The sequence below is a fragment of the Vicinamibacterales bacterium genome, from assembly GCA_036496585.1.
Taxonomy (GTDB): Bacteria; Acidobacteriota; Vicinamibacteria; order Vicinamibacterales; family 2-12-FULL-66-21; genus JAICSD01.
Map to the genome: position 1 here is coordinate 71,857 of DASXLB010000024.1, position 26,106 is coordinate 97,962.

General features: G+C 67.4%; 26 protein-coding genes. 8 read left to right on the forward strand and 18 right to left on the reverse strand.

All coding sequences use genetic code 11. The features are described 5' to 3' along the window. Positions 1-2 precede the first annotated feature (2 nt). The gene (locus VGI12_08150; GenBank protein ID HEY2432632.1) at positions 3-698 is read right to left on the reverse strand and encodes an SDR family oxidoreductase; all 696 of its coding nucleotides are present in this window, start codon (positions 696-698) and stop codon (positions 3-5) included. A 98-nt stretch (positions 699-796) separates the two neighbouring features. On the opposite strand from VGI12_08150, the gene VGI12_08155 reads away from it, so the two are divergent. Continuing rightward, positions 797-1,648, forward strand: coding sequence for a hypothetical protein (locus tag VGI12_08155; protein ID HEY2432633.1), 852 nt, complete (start codon positions 797-799; stop codon positions 1,646-1,648). A gap of 176 nt (positions 1,649-1,824) precedes the next feature. On the opposite strand, the gene VGI12_08160 is transcribed toward VGI12_08155, so the two are convergent. The 5 genes from VGI12_08160 to VGI12_08180 all read right to left on the reverse strand — a co-directional run bounded on the left by VGI12_08160 (position 1,825) and on the right by VGI12_08180 (position 6,320). Beyond that, the gene (locus VGI12_08160) at positions 1,825-2,436 is read right to left on the reverse strand and encodes a sigma-70 family RNA polymerase sigma factor (GenBank protein ID HEY2432634.1); all 612 of its coding nucleotides are present in this window, start codon (positions 2,434-2,436) and stop codon (positions 1,825-1,827) included. Between the two features lie 122 nt (positions 2,437-2,558). Next, a complete protein-coding gene (gene lipB, locus VGI12_08165) occupies positions 2,559-3,245 on the reverse strand; it encodes a lipoyl(octanoyl) transferase LipB (GenBank protein ID HEY2432635.1) in 687 nt (228 codons plus the stop codon). Next, positions 3,236-4,540: a dihydrolipoamide acetyltransferase family protein gene (locus VGI12_08170; GenBank protein ID HEY2432636.1), complete on the reverse strand. Its 1,305-nt coding sequence runs from the start codon at positions 4,538-4,540 to the stop codon at positions 3,236-3,238. Before VGI12_08170 ends, lipB begins: the two co-directional genes overlap by 10 nt. A gap of 104 nt (positions 4,541-4,644) precedes the next feature. Beyond that, a complete protein-coding gene (gene lpdA, locus VGI12_08175; GenBank protein ID HEY2432637.1) occupies positions 4,645-6,063 on the reverse strand; it encodes a dihydrolipoyl dehydrogenase in 1,419 nt (472 codons plus the stop codon). Beyond that, complete coding sequence (locus tag VGI12_08180) at positions 6,063-6,320, reverse strand: hypothetical protein (protein HEY2432638.1); 258 nt, start codon at positions 6,318-6,320, stop codon at positions 6,063-6,065. The genes lpdA and VGI12_08180 overlap by 1 nt, the downstream gene beginning before the upstream one ends. A 90-nt stretch (positions 6,321-6,410) precedes the next feature. On the opposite strand from VGI12_08180, the gene VGI12_08185 reads away from it, so the two are divergent. The 5 genes from VGI12_08185 (at position 6,411) to VGI12_08205 (ending at position 13,592) form a co-directional block, all read left to right on the forward strand. Next, the gene (locus tag VGI12_08185; GenBank protein HEY2432639.1) at positions 6,411-7,799 is read left to right on the forward strand and encodes a sigma-54 dependent transcriptional regulator; all 1,389 of its coding nucleotides are present in this window, start codon (positions 6,411-6,413) and stop codon (positions 7,797-7,799) included. Between the two features lie 322 nt (positions 7,800-8,121). Next, positions 8,122-9,561, forward strand: coding sequence for a radical SAM protein (locus VGI12_08190; protein ID HEY2432640.1), 1,440 nt, complete (start codon positions 8,122-8,124; stop codon positions 9,559-9,561). 438 nt (positions 9,562-9,999) lie between these two features. Continuing rightward, a complete protein-coding gene (locus VGI12_08195) occupies positions 10,000-11,514 on the forward strand; it encodes an ABC transporter substrate-binding protein (protein ID HEY2432641.1) in 1,515 nt (504 codons plus the stop codon). Positions 11,515-11,521: 7 nt separating this feature from the next. Continuing rightward, positions 11,522-13,273: a sensor histidine kinase gene (locus tag VGI12_08200; GenBank protein HEY2432642.1), complete on the forward strand. Its 1,752-nt coding sequence runs from the start codon at positions 11,522-11,524 to the stop codon at positions 13,271-13,273. Positions 13,274-13,340: 67 nt separating this feature from the next. Then, on the forward strand, positions 13,341-13,592 hold the full coding sequence (locus VGI12_08205) for a hypothetical protein (protein ID HEY2432643.1): 252 nt from the start codon (positions 13,341-13,343) through the stop codon (positions 13,590-13,592). Between the two features lie 57 nt (positions 13,593-13,649). Here the strand turns inward: VGI12_08205 and VGI12_08210 are convergent, their stop codons facing one another. Beyond that, complete coding sequence (locus tag VGI12_08210) at positions 13,650-13,949, reverse strand: HU family DNA-binding protein (protein ID HEY2432644.1); 300 nt, start codon at positions 13,947-13,949, stop codon at positions 13,650-13,652. A 122-nt stretch (positions 13,950-14,071) separates the two neighbouring features. On the opposite strand from VGI12_08210, the gene queF reads away from it, so the two are divergent. Further along, positions 14,072-14,422, forward strand: a complete 351-nt coding sequence (gene queF / locus VGI12_08215) for a preQ(1) synthase (protein HEY2432645.1) — start codon at positions 14,072-14,074, stop codon at positions 14,420-14,422. Next, a complete protein-coding gene (locus VGI12_08220; protein HEY2432646.1) occupies positions 14,412-14,702 on the forward strand; it encodes a Smr/MutS family protein in 291 nt (96 codons plus the stop codon). The genes queF and VGI12_08220 overlap by 11 nt, the downstream gene beginning before the upstream one ends. A 41-nt stretch (positions 14,703-14,743) precedes the next feature. On the opposite strand, the gene VGI12_08225 is transcribed toward VGI12_08220, so the two are convergent. From VGI12_08225 to VGI12_08275, 11 genes are read right to left on the reverse strand one after another with little or no spacing between them, the layout of a single operon-like run. Next, a complete protein-coding gene (locus VGI12_08225; protein HEY2432647.1) occupies positions 14,744-15,412 on the reverse strand; it encodes an isoprenylcysteine carboxylmethyltransferase family protein in 669 nt (222 codons plus the stop codon). Further along, entirely contained in the window at positions 15,409-16,758 is a 1,350-nt protein-coding gene (locus VGI12_08230) for a hypothetical protein (protein ID HEY2432648.1), read from the reverse strand. Before VGI12_08230 ends, VGI12_08225 begins: the two co-directional genes overlap by 4 nt. Continuing rightward, entirely contained in the window at positions 16,755-17,129 is a 375-nt protein-coding gene (locus tag VGI12_08235; protein HEY2432649.1) for a DUF192 domain-containing protein, read from the reverse strand. Before VGI12_08235 ends, VGI12_08230 begins: the two co-directional genes overlap by 4 nt. After that, the gene (locus tag VGI12_08240) at positions 17,126-18,034 is read right to left on the reverse strand and encodes a type II secretion system F family protein (GenBank protein ID HEY2432650.1); all 909 of its coding nucleotides are present in this window, start codon (positions 18,032-18,034) and stop codon (positions 17,126-17,128) included. Before VGI12_08240 ends, VGI12_08235 begins: the two co-directional genes overlap by 4 nt. Before the next feature lie 7 nt (positions 18,035-18,041). Then, entirely contained in the window at positions 18,042-19,025 is a 984-nt protein-coding gene (locus VGI12_08245; GenBank protein ID HEY2432651.1) for a type II secretion system F family protein, read from the reverse strand. Then, positions 19,025-20,332 carry a CpaF family protein gene (locus VGI12_08250; protein ID HEY2432652.1) on the reverse strand — a complete coding sequence of 436 codons (1,308 nt, stop codon included), beginning with the start codon at positions 20,330-20,332 and terminating at the stop codon, positions 19,025-19,027. The genes VGI12_08245 and VGI12_08250 overlap by 1 nt, the downstream gene beginning before the upstream one ends. 56 nt (positions 20,333-20,388) lie before the next feature. After that, positions 20,389-21,573, reverse strand: coding sequence for an AAA family ATPase (locus VGI12_08255; GenBank protein HEY2432653.1), 1,185 nt, complete (start codon positions 21,571-21,573; stop codon positions 20,389-20,391). Between the two features lie 2 nt (positions 21,574-21,575). Then, a complete protein-coding gene (locus VGI12_08260; protein ID HEY2432654.1) occupies positions 21,576-23,048 on the reverse strand; it encodes a vWA domain-containing protein in 1,473 nt (490 codons plus the stop codon). A gap of 11 nt (positions 23,049-23,059) precedes the next feature. Further along, complete coding sequence (locus VGI12_08265) at positions 23,060-23,635, reverse strand: TadE/TadG family type IV pilus assembly protein (GenBank protein ID HEY2432655.1); 576 nt, start codon at positions 23,633-23,635, stop codon at positions 23,060-23,062. Positions 23,636-23,640: 5 nt separating this feature from the next. After that, the gene (locus VGI12_08270; protein ID HEY2432656.1) at positions 23,641-24,102 is read right to left on the reverse strand and encodes a TadE/TadG family type IV pilus assembly protein; all 462 of its coding nucleotides are present in this window, start codon (positions 24,100-24,102) and stop codon (positions 23,641-23,643) included. Between the two features lie 18 nt (positions 24,103-24,120). Then, the gene (locus VGI12_08275; GenBank protein ID HEY2432657.1) at positions 24,121-26,094 is read right to left on the reverse strand and encodes a type II and III secretion system protein family protein; all 1,974 of its coding nucleotides are present in this window, start codon (positions 26,092-26,094) and stop codon (positions 24,121-24,123) included. Positions 26,095-26,106 lie beyond the last annotated feature (12 nt).

Below are 26,106 nucleotides of genomic sequence, written 5' to 3' on the forward strand. Positions count from 1 at the left end.
CGTCAGCTCTTGCGCGGTGGCCGCGACGGCCGAAGTTCGACCCGGCTCGGCAGGCTGCGCGGATCGTGGTCGACGAGATCGATGACGACTCTGGCGACGTCCTCGGGCGCCAGCTTCCACGGCTCGTCGCCGGGGCCGCCGCCGAATTGCGTCGCCACCGAGCCGGGCATGACGTAGCTGACCCGGATGTTGTCCTGCCGCACTTCCTGCATCAACGCTTCGCTGAACTGATCGAGCCCCGCCTTCGACGCGCAGTAGGCGGCGCCGCCGCTGAAGGCATTCTTCCCGGCCAGGCTGCTGATGTTGACGATGTATCCGCCGCCGCGGCGGCGCATCTCGGGAAGCGCCGCCCGCGTGCAGTAGAAGACGCCGCTCAGGTTCGTCTCGATCACCGCCTGCCAATCGTCGAGGCGCATGTCGGCGACGGCGGAGAACCGGCCAACGCCGGCGTTGTTGACGAGCACGTCGAGGCCGCCGAAGCGGCTGACGGTCTCGGTGACCAGCCGTTCGCAGTCGGCCGGCTGGCGGACGTCGGTGCGCACGGCGTGCACGCGATCGGGCGCGCCAAGCGAGTGCGCGGCCGAGGCGAGCTCGGCGTCGCTGCGCGCGCCGATCGTCACGCTATCGCCGCGGGCGATGAAGGCGCGCGCAACCGCCAGTCCGATCCCCTTCGACCCGCCCGTGACGACCGCAATCATGGGAGTCAGCATAAACCACGACCGCGGTGATTGTGTCGACCGCGCGGCAAACGTCCAGGCTGGCGTTCGGACGAGCGCTCCGCCGAAGGATGGATAGAATGAACGCTCGCATGTCGACCGTGGCGATCATCGGAGCGGGACCGCTGGGCGGGACTCTGGCTCACACGCTGGCGGGCCGCGGCCGGATCACCGAAGTCCGTCTCATCGACGGCACGGGACGCGTCGCGGAGGGGAAGGCGCTCGACATCCTGCAGGCGTCGCCGATCGAGCAGTGGAGCACCCGCGTGACCGCCGGCACCTCGCTGGCCGCCGCCGCCGGCGCAGATGCCATCGTCTTCGCAGACCTGATGGCGGACGGAGAAATCGCCGGCGACGCGGGCCTGGCTGTCGTGCGCCGGATGCTCCAGCTCGATACGCAGGCTCCGCTGCTGTTTGCCGGCGCGCTGCAGCGCGAGCTGATGGCCCTGACCAGCGCAGAGCTCCACCTGCCGGTGCGGCGCATGCTCGGCTCGGCGCCGCTGGCGCTCGAATCCGCGGTCCGGGCGCTCGCGGCGGCGTTGCTCGACGCCAGTCCAGCGGACGTGACGGTCGGCGTGGCCGGGGTCCCGCCGCGCGACGCGGTGATCGGCTGGGGCGCGGCAACGGCATTCAACCAACCCATCGCCTCGGTGCTGGCGCCCCATCACCTCGCGGCGATCTCCGCCCGGCTGCCGGCGCTCTGGCCGCCGGCGCCGTACACGCTGGCGAGTGCCGCCGCTCGAGTCGCCGAGGCGCTGGCACTCGGCTCGCGCCGGCGCTTCACCTGCTTCGCTGCGATCGACGCCGCTCTGGCCGGCCGCAGTCTGGTCGCCGCCGTGCCCGTCCAGATTGCCAAGGGCGGAATCGTCCTCACCCTCGACCCGGCGCTATCGCGCCACGAGCGGACGACCTTCGAAAACGGTTTGCGTTGACGCCCCCCTGAAGGCCTGCCCAGACGGGAGATGGTCCAGACCCTATCTGCCGCTGATCACGCACCGCGGTCGGTGAGCGCGAGCGAGCGCAGCGGCGCGAGCCGGCGGAGCGGCGAAGCGAGCGAACGTGTAGGGGAAGTCCGAGGGGCGGCGCCCCCCGGACGAGATCTTACAGACTAGTTGACGATGTCGCGGGCGTGCAGCTCCAGGCCGCCTGCGAAATGGCCCAGGTGCTTGCGAAGAATGAGGCGTCCGCGGTGCAGCCGCGACTTGAGGGTCTGCGGCTTCACCTTGAGCACGGCGCTCGCTTCTTCGGTTGACAGTCCATGGATGTCGCGGAGCAGCACCGGCACGCGATACACCACTGGCAGATGCCGCAACGCGCCGACGAGTTGCTCGCGCATCTGCGCCCGCATCACCTGATCGTCGGCAAGGGCGCTCCAGTCGGCCGGCTCCGTTGGGGTCGAATCCGGTTTGTCGGCCGAGTCGTTCTTCAGCTCGGCAAAGCGGCTGGCGCGCTGATGTCGCAGCCGCGACATCGCCGTGTTGAACGTAATCCTATAAATCCACGACGAGAGCGCCGCATCGCCCCGGAAGGCATCGATCTTCCGATACACCTTCAGCAGGACGTCCTGCGCGACCTCCTCGGCATCTTCCCAGTTTCTGAGATATCGGAACGCAAGCTGCTGGATCCGCGGGCCGTAGAGCGACGCCAGGTCGGTGACGGCTGAACCGTCCTTGGCGCGCATGCGGCCGACCAGATCGCGTTCCGCATTCTGCTGACGCATTCTGTGGCCTCCGTGTAGACGCTAACACCCGGAAGACCACCCTTATTCCCGATTGTAAGGGACTAACTCTCAGTAAGTTAGGATGCCGTCAGTACGGATGGACCGCGACTCGTGCGTCTGGGTCAGGCGAATACGGCCGCAAACGCGTCGACGACGGCGTCCGCAACCTCATCCATTGGGAGCGGATGCCCTGCCAGGTTCTCCATGGAAGTGACTCCCCTGTCAGTAATGCCGCAGGGGACTATCAATCCAAAACGTGACAGGTCCGTCGTGACGTTCAGCGCGAATCCGTGGCTCGTCACCCAGCGCGAGATGCGTACGCCGATGGCTGCGAGCTTGGCTTCCCGGTGCGGCGGTCCCACCCAGATGCCGGTCAGGCCGGCGACGCGGACCGCCTCGATGCCGAATGCGCCGACCGCGCGGATGAGCACCTCCTCGAGATCGCGGACATAGCGATGCACGTCGCAGCGATCGGGCTTCAGATCGAGGATGGGATAGCCGACGAGCTGTCCGGGGCCGTGATACGTCACGTCGCCGCCGCGCCCGGTCTCGAAGAGCCCGACCCCCTTGGCTGCCAGCGACTCAGGCGACTCCAGCACGTGCGACCGATCGTTGCGGGCCTTCACGCCGAGCGTGATGACGTCGGGGTGCTCGAGCAACAGCAACTGGTCGGAGATCTCGCCTCGCGTGCGTTGCTCGACCAGCGTTTTCTGCAGTTCGAGGGCGATCTCGTAGTCGACGCGCCCGAGGCGCCGGACCGCGATGTCGCGACCCGCGACGCGCGCTGCCCCGGCCGCGTTCACATCCACGACGTGTCGAAGTTCTCGAGGCGTTCCTTCAGGTACGAGAGAAACCGGCCCGCGTCGGCGCCGTCGATCAACCGGTGATCGTAGCCGAGCGACAGGTGGCAGGTCGGGTGGATCGCGATGGCGTCGTCGATCACGACCGCTCGCTTCTCGATCGCCCCGACGCCGAGAATCGCGACCTGCGGCTGGTTGATGAGCGGTAGTCCGTAGACCGCCCCGAAAATCCCAGGGTTGGTGAGGGTGAACGTCCCTCCCTGCACCTCGTCGGGGCTGAGCTTCTTGGTCCGGGCGCGCGTCGCCAGGTCGTCGATCGCGCGCGACAGGCCGAGCAGGTTCTTTTCGTCGGCGTTGCGGATCACCGGCACGATGAGGCCGTGGTCGAGCGCCACCGCGATCCCGAGATTGATGTCCTTCCTGTAGACGATGTTGTCGCCGTCGATCGAAGCGTTGGTGAACGGGAACGCGCGGATGGCGTCGACCGTGGCCTTGGCGACGAGCGCCGTGAACGAGAGCTTGGCGCCGTTCTGCTCGTACTCCGCCTTCTTCCGCTCGCGGAGCTGCGACAGACGATGGAAGTCGACCTCGTAGACGGAATAGACGTGCGGCGAGGTGTGCGCGCTCATCACCATGTGCTCGGCGATCTTCCGGCGCATGATCGTCATCGGGACGATCTCGACGCGCTCGCCGGGCTTGAACGTGGGCACGTGTCCCTGCGCGGCCGGCGTGGCCGCGCGGGCGCGCTTCTCCGAAGCGACGGGGCCGGGGTCGGGGCGAGCGTTATCGATGAAGCCGAGGATGTCTTGCTTGGTCACCCGGCCGCTGATCCCCGTGCCGCTGATCCGGCTGATGTCGACGTTGTGCTCGCGCGCGATCCGCCGCACGAGCGGTGACGTCCGCTGCCGGCCGCCGGCGTCCGGCTCGTGATCGCCGGTTTCCGGCTGGCCGGCCGCGGCCTCCGGCATCGCGGACGTGCCCGGCGCGGCTGCCGCGTCCGCGGGTCGCGCCGAAGCCGCGTCCGTGGCCGCCGTGGCGCCGTCAGGCGCGGTGGCGGAGGCCGATGAGGCGGAGCCGATCACGGCCACGACGGCGTTGACCGGGACGGTCTCCCCTTCCTTGACCTTGATCTCAGTCAGCACGCCGGCGTCGGGCGACGGAATCTCGGCGTCGACCTTGTCGGTCGAGATCTCGAAAAGCGGCTCGTCGCGGTCGACGGCGTCGCCCACTTTCTTGATCCAGCGGACGATGGTCCCCTCGGCGATCGACTCGCCCATCTGGGGCATCACGACGTTGGTGGCCATGGTTGAACCTACCGTATTGGTTGGCAGTCGGCAGCGGCAGTTGGCAACTGCCGTATGCAGTCAGCCGTTCGCCGTTCCTGCCAACCGCCCGCTGCCCCTGCCAACTAACTATGGATTGCCCCTCCGTGCGTCGCGTGCGCCGCCTCCGCCACTGCTTCCGACATCGTCGGATGCGCGTGGATCGTCCGGATCAGCTCCTCGACGGTGCATTCGAGCCTGAGCGCCAGCGTCGCCTCCGCGACCAGCTCGGTCGAACGCAGGCCGATCATGTGCACGCCGAGGATCTCGTCGTACTTCTTGTCGGCGACGATCTTGACGAACCCTTCGGTCTCGCCGGCGATCTTGGCGCGGCCGAGGACGCCGAACTTGAACGTGCCGATGCGCACGTCGTAGCCGCGCGCCTTCGCCTTTGCCTCGGTCAGCCCGACGCTGCCGATCTCCGGATCGCAGTAGGTGCAGCCGGGGACCTGGTCGTAGTTGATCGGGCGGAACTCCCGGCCGGCGATGCGCTCCGCCAGCGCGACCCCTTCCGCCGACGACAGGTGCGCCAGCTGCGGGTGTCCCGGTTCGTCGAAGGTGACGACGTCGCCGATCGCGGAGATGCCGGCGACGTTCGTCCGGTAGTGCGCGTCAATTTTGACGTAGCCGCGGTCCATCTGCAGCCCCGCGTCCTCGGCGCCGAGGCCGGCCGTCACCGGCCCGCGCCCGGTCGCGACGAGCAGGTAATCCGCCCGGATCTTCGCGGTCTTGCCGTCCGACGCCTGTGCTTCGAGATCGACGCCGGCGGCGCCGGCCTTCGCCGACGTGACCTTGGTGCCGGTCATCACCTTGATGCCCTGCTTCTTGAACGAACGCTCGAGCTCGGCGGAGACCGCTTCGTCTTCAATCGGCACCAGGCGCGGCAGCAGCTCGATGAGCGTCACGTCGCTGCCGAAGCGGCGGAAGATCGAGGCGAACTCGACGCCGACAGCGCCGCTGCCCATGATGGCGATCGACGCGGGGACGTCCTTCAGCCCGATCGCCTCGTCGCTGGTGATGATCCGCTTCTTGTCGATGACGATGCCCGGCACGCTGCGCGGCTGCGAGCCGGTGGCGACGATGATCTCTTTCCCGGCGCGCAGCGTCTGCTTGTCGCCGTCGGTGACCTCCACGGCGCCCTTGCCGGCGAGGCGTCCCGAGCCCTTGATCCAGTCGATCTTGTTCTTCTTGAAGAGGAACTCGACGCCGCCGGTGAGCTGCTTGACGATCTTGTCCTTGCGCGCCTGCACCTGGTTCATGTCGAGACCGATGGCCGCCTGCCCGATCGTCAGCCCCCATTCCTTCCAGTCCTGCGCGACCTTGAGCGCGTGCGCGTGCTCGAGCAGCGCCTTCGTCGGGATGCAGCCCCAGTTCAGGCAGGTGCCGCCAAGCGCGGGCGCCCGCTCGACCACCGCGGTCTTGAGTCCGAGCTGTGCGGCGCGGATCGCAGCGACGTAGCCACCGGTGCCCGAACCGATCACGACGAGGTCGTAGTCGTTGGCCATTACCCCTTCTTCTTCATCGAGGCGAGCGAGACGAAGGACACGGTCGACGCAGGCGGCGCGGCCGCGGCCGGCGGCGCCTCGTCGGCTGCGGTCTCGGGATCGAGCCGCGCGAGCTGCGAACGCATGCGCGTGAAGTCATAGCGCAGCTCCCAGTACGACTGCGTCAGCGCCTCGAGCTTGCGGCCGAGCCGCCGCGCCCGCAGCCACGACCCCACCGCCACGGCCAACGCTACGGCCGCAGCCACCCAGACCTGCATAACCCTGTCATCTTACCCCGAGGGGCTCGCCCGCCAGCCTTCCTCCGGCAACCGCGGCGAGCGTCTTCCGCTAAGATGCCAGGACCGCCGATGACCCGCCCCACGAAGACGATCCTGATCTGCGACGACGATCAGGGAATGCGCGACACGCTGACCGCCATCCTGAAGCGCGACTACCGGGTCATCTCGGTGTCGAGCGGCGAAGCGGCGCTCTCGCTGCTGAAGAGCGAGGACGTCGACCTCATCCTGCAGGACGTCCGGCTGCCGGGTATCAGCGGCTTCGACGTGCTGCGGATCGTCAAGGAAAACTATAGCCTGATCGAGAGCATCATGATCTCGGCGATCAACGAAGTCGAGACCGCGGTGCAGGCGATGAAACACGGCGCCTACCACTACATCACCAAGGACTTCGACTACGACGAGCTGCGATCGCTCGTCCGCAACGCCTGCGAGCGCCAGGATCTCAATCGCCAGGTGATCACGCTGAGCGCCCAGATCGCCGAGCAGAGCGAGCGCGAGTTCCTGATCGGCCCCTCCCGCCAGATCCGCGACATCGTCGAACTGGTGCAGCGGGTGGCGAAGCTGTCGGCGACGGTGCTGATTCTCGGAGAGAGCGGCACCGGCAAGGAGCTGCTGGCGCGGCTGCTGCACAAGGAGTCGGGGCGTGTCGACGCACCGTTCATCGCCGTCAACATGTCGGCGATCCCGCACGAGCTCGTCGAGAGCACGCTGTTCGGCCACGAGCGCGGCGCGTTCACCGGCGCGGTCAAGCAGCAGCTCGGCAAGTTCGAGCTGGCGGCCGGCGGCACGCTGTTCCTCGACGAGATCGGCGACCTGCGGTTCGACCTGCAGGCCAAGCTGCTGCGCGCCATCCAGGAGGGGGAAATCGAGCGGGTCGGAGGCACCAAGCCGATCAAGACCGATTTCCGCCTGATCGCCGCCACCAACATCGACCTCGAACGGGCCGTCAAAGAGGGCCGCTTCCGTGAGGATTTGTACTATCGGATCAACGTGATCCCGATCCGGATGCCGCCGCTGCGGGATCGGATCGAGGATCTGCCGGAGCTGGCCCGCCTGTTCCTGGAACGCTATCGCGGCAAGTTCCGCAAACCGGTGAAGGGACTGTCCGATTCGGCGCTGAAGATCCTGCAGTCGTACTGGTGGCCGGGCAACATCCGCGAACTGGAGAACCTCGTCGAGCGGCTGGTCGCGGTCAACGATAAGGAGTGGATCACCGACGAGGACCTGCCGCTCGAGTACCACTTTGCCAAGCTCGACGCCTCGTCGACCGCGAACGACACCCGCTTCCAGGAGGCCTGCGACACCTTCGAGCGCAATTTCATCCTGCGCGCGCTCGAGAAATCCGACTGGAACGTGACCGCCACGGCCCGCTACCTGGGCATCCCGCTCAGCACCCTGAAGCACAAGATGCAGCGCCTCGACCTGCGCGATCTCGCCCGGAAGCTCCGCGGCGCCTAGCCGTCACCCGCCCCGCAAGCCGTCAGCTCTGTCGAAAAATACAGGCCATTTCTTAGCCGACCGGCCAATCGATTGGCCGATTCTGACTCGAATTCGATTGCCTGTGCGCCATTTCCGCGCACCATAGTCGGATCCAAAGAGTCAGATCGACAAAGCTGCAATTCCGTGTCGAAGCGCACACGATGCAAACGGCATAGGACTCGAGCGACACCCCGACACGTACCGGAATACCGGTTGCACTTTCTGACAGGTATCGCGCTGGCGAGTGGTCTCGCCTGCCGCCGACAACACGCCTTTCCCCGTTCGCGCAACTGGAGCCTGGATGCAGCCGTCGATGTTCAACGTTCGTGTGCCGCTCGATGACGGACACGGCGGCGACGTGTTCCTGATGAACACGTTCACCGACGCGCAGATCATCGTCAGTCGGGACGTCGTCGATCTCCTCGATCGGCTAGAGACGGGTTCGAGCGCGGCGCCGGAAGACCCGGCGACGAGCGCCGACGAGCGCGACGCCCTGACCGAACTCGCCACCCACGGCTTCGTCGTGCCGACTCGCGACGGCGAGCGCCGCGACCTGCGGCAGTTCTTCCAGGACGTCCGCGAGAGCACCGACACGCTCAAGGTCACGGTACTGACCACCCTGCAGTGCAATTTCGCCTGCGACTACTGCATCCAGGGGGATCACGGGGACTACAACAAGCAGGCCGCGAAGATGTCGCTGGAGACCGCGGCGCGGGTGGCCGAATGGGTAGAGCGGCGCCTCGACGCGATCGCTCCCCGCCGCCTGATCCTGACCTTCTTCGGCGGCGAGCCGCTCCTGAACATGCCGGTGCTCTACGACCTCGCGGAACGGCTTCACCAGGCCTGCACCGAGCGCGGCGTCGACATCGTCCTCAACATCATCACCAACGGGCTGCTGATGTCGCGCGAGATGGTCGAGCGTCTGAACCCGCTCGGGCTCAACGGCATCAAGATCACCCTCGACGGCGACCGCGACGCCCACAACCGGTCGCGTCCGCTCCGTGGCGGGCAGGGGACGTTCGATCGGATCGTCGCCAACGTCCGCGAGGTGGCGCACCTGACCCGGATCGCGGTCGGCGGCAACTTCAACATGGACGACGTCGATTCGTATCCGGCGCTGCTCGATTTCCTGGCCGAGCAGGACTTCGCCTCGCGTCTGTCGAAGGTCCTCTTCAAGCCGGTCATCCGCGAGAAGACGGCGCAGTCGCGCGGCATCATCCCGCTGACGGTCCTGGGATCGGAAGGCAAGCCTCTGAACGGGGCGTGCATGACGTCGGCCGGCACCGGGGTCAGCCGTGTCTGCGACAGCTGCAATTTCGTCGACGAGAAGATGGCGTTCCTCCGCGAGGAGACGAAGAAGCGCGGCTTCCCCACCGCCGACGGCGTGCACATGGGCCCGTGCGAAATCCACAAGTCGCATGCCCACACGATCGGCCCGGATGGCTCGCTGTTCGCGTGCCCGGGCTTCGCCGGCGAGGCGCTGCAGTCGACGGGGCACATCGACGACCGCCAGGAGGACTACCGCACCCAGGCGCAGCGTAATTTCGAGCAGCTCGCGGCCTGGCAGCAGTGCCACGACTGCGCGTTCATCCCGGTCTGCGCGGGCGGCTGCACGGTGGCGGCGCACAACGAGCTCGGCGACATGCACGCGCCCAATTGCCACAAGACCAGCTTCGAGGCGGGCGTCGTCGCGATGGCCCGCGAAGCGGCCGGCCGGCAGACAGCCGCCGGCCTCCAGTAGTCGGCGCGTTCAGAATTCCGCGGTTAACAGCAAGGAGACAGCACAGTGACGAAGAGCAAGAAGACGCAGGGTTCGAACAAGAGCGGCACGCTGAGGCCCTGGCTCGTAGACGTCGTCGTCGACAACCTTCGCTAACGGGAGATTCCACTCATGAAAATCACGGTCATCCAGAAGACGAACGGCAAGGTCAAGACGATGGCAATGTGCCCGTGGATTCTCGACGAGCCACCGGCCGCCAAGAGCTAGTCATTTCATTCTTTTCATAGAAGAGAATAGGGGTTCTCATGAAGATCACGGTGATCCAGAAGACGAACGGCAAGGTCAAGACGATGGCGATGTGTCCCTGGATTCTGGACGAGCCGCCCGCCGCCAAGTCGTGACGGCGCCGGATTATTGGCGCGCGCGGCGCCAAAGTCCGATAATCTGGGCGCCACCCTATTGCTGCTAGACAGGTGTCGTCCGGTCGTCGTCAGCGTTGGGATCGCCGCAGCCGGCGCGTGCGCGCTCGGCTGCGCGGATGGGCATCAGGCGGGCACCCCGACGCCGACCTCGACGATGCGCATCGGCAACGGCGCGCCCGTGCAGGGTCAGCGGACCACGGGGTCCAGCGTCATCGTCACCATCCTGAGCGCGGACCCGTGGCTGACGAACAAGCCGGACGGACACCCGGGGGAACGGATCGCCACGAGTTGGGTGTGGGATCCGGACGGCCTCGCGCTTCATCTGCGGATTCGTCCCGGCGTGCTGTTCCACGACGGCACGCCGCTGACGTCTGATGTGGCCGCACAGGCGTTGCGGGACGCCGTCAACGGCGGCACGACCCTGTCGCTGACCGACGCCACGGTCAAGTCCATCGAACCTGACGGTGCGGACGGCGTCGTCATCAGGCTGAAAGAGCGCAACAGTTTCGTCCCGTCGGAGCTGACCAGCGTCACGGTGGCCCGTCCCGGCCACAAGGACGTCGGCACCGGCCCCTTCAAGATCGTGGCGCGCGAGGGGATCACGACGAAACTCGCAGCGTTTCCGCAGTATTACCGCGGCCGGCCGGCCCTGGCCGGCATCGAAATCACCAACTATCCGACCCAGCGGAACGCCTGGACCGCGCTGATGCGCGGCGACATCGACATGCTCTACGAGGTGTCGCGGGACGCGGCCGAGTTCGTCAAGGCCGAGACCACGGTGCGCAGCTACTCGTTTCCGCGCCCCTACTACAACTCGCTGGTCTTCAACGTCCGCAGGCCCGTCTTCAAGGATCCCCGCGTGCGCCAGGCGATCAACCAGGCGCTCGACCGGGAGGCCCTCATTCGCGACGGCATGAGCGGCCGCGGCTCCGTCGCCGACGGACCGGTGTTCCCACAGCACTGGGCCTACACGAAGCCGCCGCGATCGTTCGCGTATGACCCCGAAGCGGCGCGGGCGCTGCTGGATGGCGCGGGTTACCCGATTCGCACGGAATCAGGCAAGGCGATTCCCTTCCGCTTCACGTTCAGGTGCCTCGCGTTCGCGGACGATCCGCGCTTCGAGCGCCTCGAGGTCCTGCTGCAGAAGCAGCTCGCCGACGTCGGCATCGAAATGCAGCTGGTACCCATGCCGATGTCGGACATGGTGAAGCGGTTGCAGAGCGGCGATTTCGACGCGTACGTCTTCGAATCGGCAGGGCGATCGCTCGCCTGGGTCTACGAGTTCTTCCGTTCCCACCCCGGAATGCCAGCGGACACGGGCTACCACACTGCCGATCCAATCCTCGATCAGGTCAAGGCGGCGCAATCGGACGCGGAGGTCAAGGCAGCGATCGCAGAGCTGACGCGCGTGTTCTACGACGATCCACCTGCCGCGTTTCTCGCCTGGCAGGAACAGACCCGGGCCGTCTCGACCCGGTTCGACGTCGCCCCGGAGGCGAACCGGGACATCCTGACGAATCTGTGGCAGTGGCGTCCGGCCGGCGCGAAATAGAGCGTTCGTGCGCCGCATCACCTCGCGCTTCGTCCTGCTGATTGCCACCGCCGCGGTGCTGCCGCTGGTCGTCTACGGCATCGTGTCGGTGTCATCGCTGCGCAGCGGCACCGATGCCTCGGTACGCGATGGCAACCTCAACGTCGCCAAGCAAGCCGCCGAACAGGTGGGCTTGTACATGCGGAACAACACGCGCATCCTGCAGTCGGTCGCCACGACGGTCGGTTCGACAGGGCTGACGACCTGGCAGCAGGAACAGACGCTGCGCAATTTCGTTCTCGACTGGCCGGAATTCCGCGAAATCACCGTCTTCAACGCCGGGGGCGCCCCCATCGTCACGAGCGCGCTCGGGGTCACCAAGCTGAACGTGCCCGCCGAGGTCCGGCAGCGGCCGGAGCGTCCCTACATCACGCCCGTCCGCGTCGACGACGACCTGCTCCCGACCACCACCATCGCGCTGCGCCTGGCGCGGTCGGGGGGAGACGCGGCCTGGGTGGTCGGCGAGATCTCGCTCGAGCAGCTCTGGCGGATGGTCGACACCATCCGCGTCGGGCAGCACGGCTACGCCCTCATCGTCAGCGACGACGGGCGGCTCATCGCCCACGGCAACCCGGACGAGAAGCGGCACATCCCGGAAGCAGACCAGACCCGCGCCGCCGAGGAGCTGAAATTCGCCGCCGCCTATCGTGCCGGCCAGCCGCCGGTCTCCTATCTCGAGAACGGGGCAAAGATGCTGGCGGTGGCCGCCGCGCTTCCCGGTCGCGAGCCGCCGTGGCTGGTGATGGTCGAGCAGCCGATGGCCGAGGCGATGGCGACGGCCAAGCGGCTGGAGAACCAGCTGATGGTCTCGATCTTCCTGGCCCTGCTCGGCACCATCGTGCTCGGCTACCTGTGGGGACGGTCGTTCATCCAGCGCATCTTCGCGCTGACGCGGGTCACCCGCTCGCTCGCCGAAGGCAAGATGGACACGCGCGTCGCGCTCACCGGCACCGACGAGATCCGCGAGCTCGGCGACGCCTTCAATTCGATGGCCGACAAGCTCGTCGAGCTGCAGGAGAACGTCCGCAAGCAGGAACGCCAGGTGATGTTCGGCCGCATCGCCGCCGGCCTCGTGCACGATCTGTCGCACCCGATCCAGAACATCGGCAACAGCTGCAAGCTGATTCTCAAGATGTGGGAGGACGCGGAGTACCGCGACACCTTCCGGCGGATGGTCGAGCGCGAGATGCAGGTCGTCAAGCGCGTGCTCGAAGACCTGCAGAACATCGCCAAGCCGATTCCGCTCGAGCGCTTCCCGATCGAATTGAACCGCTCGGTCGGGGAGGCCGTGGAGTCAATGAAGGGGCTCGCCGAGACCGCGGGCATCACGCTGCGCGCCGAGCTGTCGGCCGAGGCGCTCTACATCGAAGGAGACCTCTTCGCGCTCGGACGCGTCTACCGCAATCTCGTCGTCAATGCGATCCAGGCGACCGCGCCCGGCGGCGTAGTGGTGGCGGCGGTCGAGTCGAAGGGGGATCGCGTGCAGGTGCGCGTCAACGACACCGGCTGCGGCATTCCGCCCGACCGCCTTCAGGCGATCTTCGAGGACTTCGTCACCACCAAGCGCCGCGGCCTCGGCCTCGGCCTGGCCATCTCGCGCAAGATCGTCGAGCAACTCGGCGGCCGCATCAGCGTCGCCAGCGACGTGGGCAAAGGGACGACGTTCACGATTGATTTTCCGCGGACCGGGGCCAAGCCGATGGCGCAGGCGGCGGGATGAGAGTCGGCAGTCGAGGCAGGCGGGCGGGCGCCGAAACGGGAATCGGGTTCTGTCAAGGAGACAGGAAATGCTCCGGAAGCTGTTGGAGACGGGGCAGGTCGACGTCGACGGCCGCGTCTACCTGGTGCACTACTTCGAGTCGAAGACGGCGCGCGGGTTACGCCGCTACAGCGGCGAGGTGGTCCTGCAGGCCGACGACCGCATCATCCTCGACGACGACTCGCTGAGCGGTCTGGAAGCGAAGGTGGCGCGGCTTGCGCCGGCCACCATCTACAGTCGAGCGCTCGCCTCGCGCAGCGCCGCCATCGCGGCGGCGTAAACGCGCCCGCCTTCCGCCACGGCTCCGGCGAGACCGCCGAGGCGCGGGGGCGGACCCTTACTTGCGCGGAAGGACGGCGTCCTTCAGCTGCTTGGCGATGCGCGCCTTGACCACCGTCTTCGCCGGGATCTTGATCGCTTCGCCGGTCGCGGGATTGCGGCCCATGCGCGCCTTCCGCTTCTGCACGACCAGCTTCACCATTCCCGGCAGCACGAACTCTCCGGAGCGTTTCAGCTCCTTCTCGGCGAGGATATTCAGCTCGTCGAAAAACTCGCGCGCCTGAGTCCGCTTCACTTCGAAGCGATCCGCAAAGTGCGAGAAAAGCTCGGATTTGCCCATCCTGCGGGCCTCTGCCATCGGTATTCCCCTTGCTAAGCGCGCACTCGGAACGTCCGCATCAGCCGCGCGCGCGTCGCAGGCCAGCGGACAAAAACAGCCTCGTATCCTATCAAAACCCTCCTGAATGCTACACTTTTTTCATGTCGCTCGAGACCTTCCCGAACCCGCAGCCCGGCCGCGATTACGAGATCCTGATCCGGAACCCCGAGTTCACCTCCGTCTGCCCGAAGACAGGACTGCCGGACTTCGGCGAGATCCGCATCACCTACGTCCCAGACGAGCGCTGCCTCGAGCTGAAGGCGCTGAAGTACTACTTCCTGGCGTTCCGCGACAAGGGGATCTTCTACGAAGCGGTGACCAATCAGATTCTCGACGACCTCGTCGCCGCCTGCGCCCCCCGCCGCATGACGATCGTCGGCGACTTCACGGCGCGGGGCGGGATCAGCACGACGGTCACGGCCGTGTATCAGAAGGCAGAAGGTGGAAGGTAGCGGGCACGGAGCGGGCAGGGAGCGGGCGCATCACGTTCCGATCGAAGACGTTCTCGACCTCCACGCCTTCGCCCCTCACGACATCCGCTCCGTGGTCGACGAATACGTCCGCGCGGCCCACGGCGCGGGACTGCGCCACGTCCGCCTGATTCACGGCCGCGGCCGCGGCGTCCAGCGCGGCATCGTCCAGGCGGCGCTCGAGCGGCACCCGCTCGTCGCCGCGTTTGACGACGCGCCGGAATCGCACCTCGGCGCGACCGTCGTGCACTTGGTCAGCTAGCGGCGCCGCGGCGGAGGGGTTGGCAACCGCCCGTCTCCGCGTCAGAAGAGCCCGGGCACGATGCGCCAGCGGACGCGCTGCATGTAGTCGCGATAGGCGGGATCGGCCGCGAGCGTCAGCTCTTCGCGGCAGGCGCGCATCATCAGCGCGACGTCGGCGAGGCCGAGCAGGACCAGGTTCCAGTCGGCCGGATTCGCAACGACGAAGCCGATGTGCGTGATGAGATATCCCAGGTAGATGGGATGCCGGATGAAGCGGTAGAGGCCGCTGCAGACGACGCCGCGGTTCGCCGGCATCAGCCCGAAGCTGCGTCCGAGCGACAGCTTGCCCATCACCACGATCATCAGGCCGACCGCGGTGATGCAGATGGTCAGCGTCTCGGACGAGCCGGCGATCGACATCGGGCGGACGAGCGGCGGCCCGAACGTGGCGAGCCCGGTGAGCACGCGCGCGCGCCAGGTGCGATCGACGGTGGCGGGGATTCGACGGAAGAGGGTCAGCGCCACCACCAGCGCTTCGCTGGCGAGCAGCAGGAGGCCAGTGACGTGCCCGGTCCGCGCCGCATCCTGCGCGAGCCGCGTCGCCATCGACGAGAACAGCGTGATGATGACGATCTTCGACGTCAGCTCGCCCAGATTGCGGCGGACCGGCTGGCGATGCCAGCGCAGGCCGGCCGGCTCGAGCCGCGCGCCCGCGACCGCGGTGCTCACACCTCGTTCCCCTGCGACTCCGATTCCTCGAGGAAGTAACTGCCGCAGGCGCGGTCCAGCAGCTGGTTGGAGATCTCCGTGGCGCTGCCGCTGTAGCGGCACATGTCGACCACCTGCTCGATCAGGTCGCGCGGGTGGCAGGCGCGCATCTCGAGCTTGCGCGGCCGGTAATAGCGGGCCTGGAGATACTCGATGACTTCGGGATCGTAGGCGAGGCCGCGCCGGCGGCAGTTGAGCTCCCAGATCCGCCCGAATTCCTCGACGGTCGGGTTCTTGGCGCGGATCTTGTACGGGATGCGGCGCAGGAACGCCTCGTCGGCGAGCGACTGCGGCCGCAGGTTGGTCGCGAAGATCACGAACACGTTGAACGGCAGCTCGAACTTGCGGCCGGTGTGCAGCGTCAGGTAGTCGACGCGGCTCTCGAGCGGAACGATCCAGCGGTTGAGCAGATCACGGGGCGGAATCCGCTGGCGGCCGAAGTCGTCGACGACGAACACGCCGCCGTTCGCCTTCATCTGGATCGGCGCCTCGTAGAAGCCGGCGATCGGATTGAACGTCAGATCGAGCATCTCGAGCGTCAGCTCACCGCCGACCACCACCACCGGACGGCGGATCGTCTCCCAGCGCCGGTCGAGCACCGCCGCGGTGACCACGCTCGTCGAGGCGCCGATCGGCATCGCCGGAACGTGGTTGACCGGATCGAACACGGTGATGGTCTGGCCGTCGATGTCGATCGCGTGCGGCACGTGCATGTCGGAGCCGAGCGCCCGCCCGATCCCCTCGGCGACCACGGTCTTGCCGTTGCCGGGGGCACCATAGAGGAAGAGCGACTTGCCCGAATTGACCGCGGGGCCGAGCAGGTCGTACATCCCGTCGTTGACAACGAGCTGGTCGAAGCCGCGGGACAGTCGCGCGCGATCGACCGTCGGCCGCCCCGCCATGCAGGCGCGCACGTAGGCGTTGTACTGCGCGAGCGGCACCGGCGCCGGACCGACGTAGCGGTTCATGTCGAGGAACTGGTTGGCGCGGTCGCGCCCGAGGTCGGTGAGCGCGTAGCGGTAGCCGGCGGTACCGGCGCCGTTCGCGCCGCGCACTTCGACGAGCTTCTCGACCCGGGAGTGCTGGATCAGCGCGTCGAGCACCGAGTACGGCAGCCGCATCTGCTCGGCCAGGTGGGTGCCGCTCGATTCGCCGGCCACCAGGGTCTTCAGCATCAGCTGCGCGAGGGTGTCCGGATGCAGGCCGGTCTCCGCGATCGACTGCGGCGGCGCTGACGGCAGCGGCGTGGCCGGCAGGGCCGGAACGGCCTCGGCCTCGAGCAGGGCTACGGCGGCACCGGCGCTCATCTCGCCTCCTCTGCGCGTCCAAATTCCAGGATGATTCGGTGCCCGAGGCCGGTGCGCGACGCAGCGAGCGTACCGGCCGGCAGCTCCAGCACGCCGGCGGTGCCGGCGCGCGGCAGGCGCATCCGCCACGGCCGCAGGTTCGACACCGCGTCGATGACCGTGCCGCCTTCGTCGAGCGCCAGCACGTCGATGGAGAAGCGCATGCCCCAGGTGTGGACGCCGCGGCTCGGCACGATCCACAACGCCTCGCCGGGCTCGAGGCCGCTCCGCGCGAGCAGGCCGACGGCGCGGGCGGTACGCGAGGCGGCCACGCCGACCTTGTCGGCGATGACGGTACCGATGCTGGCATTACGGGCGACGAGCCGACTCATTTGGAATTCTCCACGAGGGGGAAGAGCACGGTGATGAAGCGGATCGCCGCCGGCCCGATCGTCACCACCCAGATCGCCGGGAAGATGCACAGGACGAGCGGGAACACCATCTTGACGCCCGTCTTGGCCGCGGCCTCCTCGGCGCGCTGCCGGCGCTTGGTGCGCAACGTCTCGGAGGCCACCCGCAGCGACTGCGCGATGCTGGTGCCGAACTTGTCGGTCTGGACCAGCATCGTGACGATCGAGCTCAGGTCGTCGACGCCGGTGCGATCGGCCAGATTGCGCAGCGCCTCGCTGCGCGCCTTGCCGGCTCGGAGCTCCAGGTTGATCAGCCGCAGCTCGTCCGCCAGCTCGGGGTACGCGAACGCCAGCTCGGTGCCGACCCGCGACAGCGCCTGATCGAGGCCGAGACCGGCCTCGACGCTGACCACCAGCAGATCGAGCATGTCGGCGAGCGACAGCCGGATACGGTGCGCCCGGCGCTTGGCCATGCGCGCCAGCAGCATGCCCGGCAGGATGTAACCCATCCCGAGCCCGCCCAGCGCGACGATCATGTTGGGCTTGGTGATCAGGTTGGTCGAGAACAGCACGAACATGCCCAGCGCGAAGGCGACGCGGATGCCGAAGAAGATGGTCAGCGCCTCGTCGCGACGGTAGCCGGCCTGCACCAGCCGCAGGCGCAGGTTGCCGAGCTCGCGGGGCGACTTCGGCACGCGCTCGCCGATCCGCTTGAGCATCGCCACGACCGACTGCATCCGCGGCTGATCGTCCGAATCCGGCTCGCGCCCGAACGCCAGCTCCTCGACGCGCCGATCGATCGCCGCGGCGCGCCCCGGCATGAAGGCGATGGCGGCTGCGGCGACCAGCGCGCTCCCGAATACGAAGGCCAGCAATGGCAGCAGCATGGACACGCTACACCTCGATCTTGACGACCTGTTTGATCCAGAAATAACCGACCGTCTGCATCACCACCGCCGCCATCAGCAGCATGTGCCCGATCTTCTCGCGGAAGAGCAGCTGCATGTGCTCGGGGTTGATGAACATCAGCGCGACCGCCAGGAACGCCGGCAGCGCCAGCAGCACATAGCCGGTCAGGCGTCCGTGCGCGGTATACACGCGCACCTGACGCAGGATCTTGAATCGCTCGCGGACGACGTGCGAGAGGTTCTCGAGAATCTCCGAGAGATTGCCGCCGGTCTCGCGCTGAATGAGGACGGCCGTCGAGAAGAAGCGCACGTCGAGCACCGGCACGCGCTCGGTCAGGTTGGCCAGCGCGTCCTTCAGCGGCAAGCCGAAGTTCTGTTCGTCGAACGTCTTGCGGAACTCCGGTCCGACCGGCTCCGGCACTTCGTCGGCCACCATCTTCAGGCCGGTGGCGAAAGCATGTCCCGCCTTGAGCGCGCGCGACACGAGGTCGAGCGCGTCGGGGAAATTCTCCTCGAACTGCCGCAGCCGCCGCGTCCGCTTCATCTTGAGGAAGGCGAACGGCAGCCAGAAGCCGATGACGCCGCCGATCAGCCAGCCGATCGGCATCCGCGACAGGGTCGCGGCGAGGAAGCCGCAGACCAGGGCGGCAACGAGCGACATCAGCAGCAGGCCACTGATCGTGATCTTCACGCCCGTCTGCTCCACCCAGCGCGCCACCGTCGAGCCGCGCGCGGTGCCGCCGGCGAAGCGGTCGAGCATCGGCAGCGGACCCGCGATCCGCTCCTTGACCAGCTCGCCGCCGTCGTCGTCGCTCTGGGGCAGGTCGGGCCGGCTGATCTCGCCCAGCCGCGACAGCAGCCGTCGCTGCGCCAGATAGCCGGGCAGCCGGCCGATCGCCAGGCACACGCCCAGGGTCAGGCCGGTGCCGATCACGAACACGGAGACGACCAGGATGAATGCCGGCGACATCACCGCACCTCGGTCACGCCCTCGAACATGTCGGGGGGCAGATGGATTCCCGAAGCCTTCAGGCGTTCGCACGCCTTCGGCCGTACGCCGGTCGCGCGGAAGCGGCCGATGACCTTCCCTTCCTGCGACACGCCGAGCTTCTCGAACAGGAAGATCTCCTGCATGGTGATGACGTCTCCTTCCATGCCGGTGATCTCGGAGATGCTCGTCACTTTGCGGGTGCCGTCGCTCAGGCGCGACTGCTGGACGACGATCTGAATCGCCGAAGCGATCTGCTGGCGCATCGCGCGCTCGGGCAGATTGGTGGCTCCCATCGCGATCATCGTCTCGATTCTCGACAGTGCGTCGCGCGGCGTGTTGGCGTGGACGGTGGTCAGCGATCCGTCGTGGCCGGTGTTCATCGCCTGCAGCATGTCGAGCGCTTCCTCGCCGCGCGTCTCGCCGACGACGATACGGTCGGGGCGCATACGCAGGGCGTTGACCAGCAGCTGCCGCTGCTTGATCGCGCCCTTGCCTTCGACGTTGGGCGGGCGCGTCTCGAGCCTCGCCACGTGCTCCTGGTGCAGCTGCAATTCCGCCGCGTCCTCGATCGTGACGATGCGTTCGCGCTCGGAGATGAACGCCGAGAGCACGTTGAGCAGCGTCGTCTTGCCGGCGCCGGTGCCGCCGCTGATCAGCATGTTGAGGCGGGCCCGCACGCAGTGCTCGAGGAACTCCAGCATCGGCCGGGTCATCGAGCGGATGTTGACCAGGTCCTGCGCCTTGAGCCGCTCGGCGGGAAATCGGCGGATCGAGAGCAGCGGGCCGTCGACCGCGAGCGGCGGGATGATCGCGTTGACGCGCGAGCCGTCCGCCAGCCGCGCGTCGACCATCGGCGAGCTGTCGTCGACGCGGCGGCCGACGCCGCTGACGATGCGATCGATCACCCGCATCAGGTGCTTGTCGTCCTGGAACGCGGTCGGCAGCTTTTCCAGCTTGCCGCTGCGCTCGACGTAGACATGCCGGTAGGTGTTGACCAGGATGTCGCTGACCCCCGGATCGCGCAGCAGCGGCTCGAGCGGCCCGAGACCGAACACCTCGTCGATGACGTCGGCGAAGAACGCTTCGCGCTCGGTCATCGACAGCGGGATCCCCTCCTCGCCGATCAGCTCGAAGAGCAGCGTGCGGATCTCTGCTTCCGCGCGCGCCCGGTCGGCCGACGCGAGCGCCTCGAGATTGAGGCGGTTGAGCAGTTTGCGGTGGACGTTCGCCTTCAGCTCGGCATAGCCGGGGCGTGGCGCGGTGGTTGTGGCGGTGGCAGTCGTCATCGTCGTGATCCCTGGTCGGTTCTCTGCGTCCTCGTTAATCGAATCGCGGTTCCCGGTCAGAACATGCCGAGGAAGACGCGCCGTTTTTCCGGCTCCGGCTTCGCTTCCTCGGCGAGGCCGACCAGCTGCCGGGTGAAGCTGTCGAACTGCGCCGCCAGCTCGCTGTGGTTGGTCATCGCCAGCGGCACCCCCGAGTTGAGGGCGGTCGACACCGTGCGATAGTCACTCGTGAACGAGTGGTGGATCCCGTAGCCGAGCGCCGTCTCGATCTGCTTGGGCGCGATCAGATGCTGTTCCGAGATGCGGTTGAGCAGCACCTTGATCCGCTCGCTGCCGGCGCCGAGCTGACGCACCCGCTCGACCAGCCGCTGCGCGTTGCGGATCGACGGCACGTCGGGATTGGTGACCAGGAAGATCGAGTCGCTGGCGTAGAGCGCCGCCGCGACGCAGGCGGTGATCACGTTGCCGGCGTCGATCACCACGTAGTCGTAGGTCCGGGTCAGGACGCGGAGCAGCTCCTCGACGGCGCCGGCGTCCTGCGAGTTGGGACGATCGAACTGCTCGGAGCCGGCCAGGATGTCGAGCCCGGACTTGTGCCGGGCGACGAGCTCCTTGAGAAAGTCCTTGTCGAGACGGTGCAGGTTCTCGATCGCGTCGAGCACGGTGAACCGCGGCCGGACGCCCAGGAAGAGCGCCACTTCGCCGAGGCACGTCTTGAAGTCGACGACGACGGTCGGACGCTTGGTCAGCCGGGCCAGTTCGACGCCGCAGTTGACCGCCACCGTGGTCGTGCCGGCGCCTCCCTTCGCGCCGAGGAACGAATGCGTGACGCTCGGCGGCTTGGTGTGCGCGGTGGCCGCCTCGCGGCGCGCCGCCGACCGGCGCACCGCGCCGTGGAACGGCTCCTCCGAGGCGGCCGTGCCGCTGGCCCCGTCGATCGCGCTCCAGGGGAAGAACTCGTTGGCGCCGGCGCGCATCGCCTGCAGGATGAGCTCCGGTTCCGCCGCGCCGGCAACCGCGAAGATCGCGAGCCCGGCGGCGGCGGCGCGCAGGCGTTCGATCGCCGCGAGGCCCGAGGAAGCGTCGGCTCGGATGTCGACGACGACCAGCTCCGGGCCGGCGCCCTCCGGGGCGCGCCCCTCGACGATGCCGACCGGGACGCCGGACGTGCGCAGCAGCGCTGCGATACGCCGTTTGAATCCGTCGTCGAAGCTGACAATCTGCGCGGTGAGTTGGGCCATTGCTATTTGCTCAAGCGGATGATCTGATTCTGCAGCTGCTGGAACGCGGGACCGACGTCCGCCGCGGTCTTGGCGTAGTAGTACTTTCCTTCCAGCTGGCCCGAGTTGAAGTCGATCGAGGTCGCGTCGTTGGCCATCCGCTTGAGGATGTCCTCCGACATCTCCTTCCGCGTGCCGAGGTTGTAGCGGACCAGCTCACCCATGCCGATCGTGTAGATGCGGATCTTGTAGTCGCCGTTGTCGTTGCGCGCGGCGTCGGAGACGATCTCGACGAGGTTGCGCGCCGCGTTGTTGATGTTCCACACCTCGGCCGGGAAGCGGTGGGTCACGCCGTTCTGGTCGCGCAGCGGCCTCGCCGCCGCCTGCGCGCCGCCGTCCACCGTCAGGGTGTTCGAGATCAGCGGGAACGACGTCGGAATCCCGGAGCTGCGATGGTTGGCCTGATAGCTGGTCAACGGCAGGTACTGTGCCGTCGACGCGCAGTTCACGTTGTTGAAGTCCGACGCCGTCAGGCACTTGTTGTTCCAGTTCGCCACGGTGATCCCAACCGACGGGCTCGCGGTGCCGGTCGCGGTGTCGTAGAGGCCGGTGATCTGCGGGTTGTCCCAGGTCTGGCCGTCGGGATCAGGAGACGTCTTCGGGAAGTCGAACGTGCGGAGCGCGCGGCCAAGTCCGGGCGCGGCGTCGTAGTTGCCGGGCACGCTGTTCGACGCACCGTCGGTGAAGAGCACGATGACCCGCAGTCCCGACTGCTGGCCGCTCGGCACCGAGCGCAGCTCGTCCCAGCCGCGGTAGAGCCCTTCGACCATGTTCGTGCTGCCGCCGGGCAGCGTGCCGGGCACGTCGGCCTCGACCTTCGACTTGTTGAAGCCGCGCGAGGAGGACATCGCGTCGATCACCGTGGCGCCATTGCCGAAGGTGAGCAGCGCGACGCGGTCGTTCTTCGGGTCGAAGGCGTCGACGAAGGCGCGAACCGAATCGCGAACCGCGCCCCACTGCGAGCCGATCGAGCTCGACACGTCGAGGACGATCGACATGTCGACCATGCGGCGCGTCGCCTGTCCGACGGCGTTGACCTGCACCTGGTTGTAGTTGGCGAGCTGCATGAAGGTGGTCGGCAGCGTCGCCGTCGCGGAGACGGTCACTGTGTTGACGCCGGTCGCCGGATCGACCGACGTGCCGAAGAACCCGGCCGCCGCGGTCGGATCCGACGTGGTCAGGGTGCCGAAATATCCCGGCGGGAAGTTCGCCGTGAAGATGCGCACGGCCTCGCCCCTAGGATCGCCGCTGTTGAGGGCCCGCGCCGCCGCCAGCGCCGCGCCGTCGACCGCCTTGGTCAACTGCGCCTTGACGACGTACGAGCGCCCCGTGTCGACCGCCAGGCCGGTGAAGATGAGCAGGACGACGAGCGTGATCGAAAGGTAGATCAGCGCGTAGCCGCGCTCGTCGGCGAGTCTCTGTCGAAAAGCAGGCATGAGAGTCCTCGTCAAAAATAGGCGATCGAATACAGCACGTTCGGCACTGTCACTCCGAAGCGATCGAAGGGAGTGATCAGGTCGTGTTTCGTGAAGACTTCGGTGATATAGACCATCGAGCCGGTGCCGACGGTGAGCCCGCTGGGCAGGCCGGTCAGCTGCAGGTTGGTGTCCGAATCGGGGTTGGTCGCCTGGTAGTCGGGCGCGCCGAACGTCGTCGAACCCCTGGTCTGCAGCACGCTGGTCGCGCTGAGAGCGCCGTACTCGTAGCGCTCGTAGAGAATGTCCTTGTCGAAGTTGCTGGTGCCGGTCGTCGCGCCCCTGCGCACGACCGAGAAGATCACCTTCGAGTGCGTGTCGAAGTCGACCGGCCGGCTGCTCATCGCTTTCAGGGCGCTCGCCGCGGCGCCGAGCGACACGTCGCGCGAGATGAGGTTCGAACCCTCGCGCGTCAGCTTGGTGACCACGTGCTGATCGAGGAGTGCGTAGCTGACTTCGACGACCCCGAGCACGACGATCACCAGCAGCGGCAGGATCACCGCCATCTCGACCATGGCCTGGCCGGCTTCGCGCCGCGGTCCGTTCATGCGAGTCATTGGAATTTGCTCTCGTTCTTCATCGTCGACTGCACAGTGAAGTGGATCGTGCCGTTGGCGAAGAAGGGCCGCATCAGCGGCGTCAGGATCTGCCAGTCGTAGTCGACCGTGACCCGTTCGATGTCGCCCGGACCGCCGGCGCCGCCGACGAACGAGGTGCCGCCGACCGCCATGTGCGAGAACGTGAAGGCCGAATCGGGGATCGTCAGGGTCGGCGTCTCGCTGCGCATGTCGGACCGGATCGAGTCCTCGCGCGAGAGCGACCCGACGGTGGCGCCAGTGACGACGTCGCGCGTCGCCTGGCTGACGCCGTTCTCGAGCGCAAGATAGACGTAGAACATCGATCCGAAATCGACGACCGAGAACGTCAACAGCAGCAGAAGCGGCGTCACGATCGCCGCTTCCACCAGCGTGGCGCCCCGGGCCTCCCGCAACCGCGCGATCAGTCGTCGATTCATCAGCGGCCGTCCCGTCGTTTACTTGTCGTTCTGGTTCTGGCCCTTGGTCTTCTCGTAGGCCGTCTGGGCGTCACGCAGCCGCACCGCCGCATCGGCGACGGCCTTCTCCTGCTTCTTGACCTCGGCGGCCGCCTTCTTGTCGGCGTCGGTCTTGTCCTGCGCCGTCTTCTTGTCGGCGTCCGCCTTGTCGGCGGCGGCCTTCTTGTCGGCCGCCACCTTGTCCGCCGCGGCTTTCTTGTCGTCGGCGGCCTTCTGCTGCGCAACCTTCTTGTCGGCCGCTTTCTGTACTTCGGCAGCCTTGCGGGCGGCCGCCTCCTCGTGCTTGACCTTCTCGCGGTCCTGCTTCGTCAGCGGCGCCGGCGGGTCGGGCGGTGTCTGCGCGGCCGCGACGGGCGCGGCTGTCGGCAGCGCGGCGGCACCCTGCGGGGCGGCCGCGACTGCGGGCGGCGGCGGCGGGGCCGGCAGGGTCTGCGCCTGCGCCTGCGACGACGCCGTCGGCTCGCCATGCGGGGCGCCGCCGGGCTTGCTCGGCTGCTGCGTCGTCGGATAGCGCGGCGAGCCGGTGTAGGGCGGCGGCGGCGGCATCGGCTTCGACGGCGCATTGATGAACGGCTCGACCAGGTTCGGCAGGCCTTCCGAGACGCCCGTCGAACCGCGGCGCACGATCGTCGGCGTGATCATCACGACGAGCTCGGTCTGCTGCTTCTGGTAGGCGCGGCTCTTGAACAGGTAGCCGAGAATCGGAATGTCGCCGATGCCCGGAATCTTCGACATCGTCGACGAGACGTTGTTGTTCATCAGGCCGGCGATGGCGAAGGTCTGGCCGTCCTGCAGCTCGAGCTCGGTCTCGGTGCGGCGCGTGGAGAGCGCCGGCACCCGGAAGCCGCTCAGCGTCAGACCGTTCCCGAAGTCGAGCGAGCTGACCTCCGGCTTGACCTTGAGGCTGATCAGGTCGCCGTTGAGCACGGTCGGCGTGAAGGTGAGCCGGACGCCGTACTCCTTGAACTGAATCGTCACCGCGTTGCCGCCGCTGCCGGGCTGGACGATCGGATACGGATACTCGCCGCCCGCCAGGAAGCTCGCTTCCTTGCCGTTGCTCGAAATCAGGTTCGGCTCCGCCAGGCTCTGGAACACGCCGTGTTCCTGCAGCGCGCGGACGACCAGGCCGACGTTGTACTTGTTGGAGAACACGAAGACGTTGAGGAGGTCGCTCAGCGACAGCGAGCCGCTGGCGCCGGTCAGGGTGTTGTTCGTATCGGCGGTGCGCGTCAGGTCGTTGAGGCCCGGCGCGGAGAACTGCTGCGTGGTCGTGCGCGCGATGACGTCCTTGTAGCCGGTGGGCCCGGTGAACAGGTTGACGCCGATCTCCTGCAGGGCGCTGCGGCTGACTTCGGCGAAGCGGACGCGCAGCATCACCTGATTGGAGGCGATGCCCTCCTGCTGCTTCAGCAGGTTGACGACGTTCTCCTTCTTTTCGACGTAGCCGGACGCGACGTCGGCAGCCTTGTCGATGACGTACTTGCTGGTGACGGTGCCCGACAGCACGACGTCCTTGCCACTCCCGGCGACGGTGATCGGCTCACCCGGGAAGAGGTTGGTCATCTGCTCGACGAGCTGCTTCAGATCGCGGCGGACGTTGACCTCGTAGGTCTTGATGCCGCCGGAGCGGTCCCAGACGAAGAGCGAGATCGTGCCGGGCGTCTTGCCGTGGATCAGCAGCTGCTGCGGCGAGGTCACCAGCGCGTCGGCGACGTCCGCGACGGTCAGCGACACCCTGGCGATCGGCGAGCCGACGTTCAGGATCGTGGAGCGTCCGACCAGCAGATCGATCGCGGTCGGGTCGCTGGCGAGGGCCGGCGGGCCAGCGACGATCCCGTTCGGCGATCCGCTGAACGCCACCGGCTGCTGCGCCTGCGGCGTTGCCACCAGAATGACGATGATGTACAGGGCCAGCGCCGTCACGCGCGCCGCCGTCCGTCGAACCGCTTCCATGGTTTCCTCCTG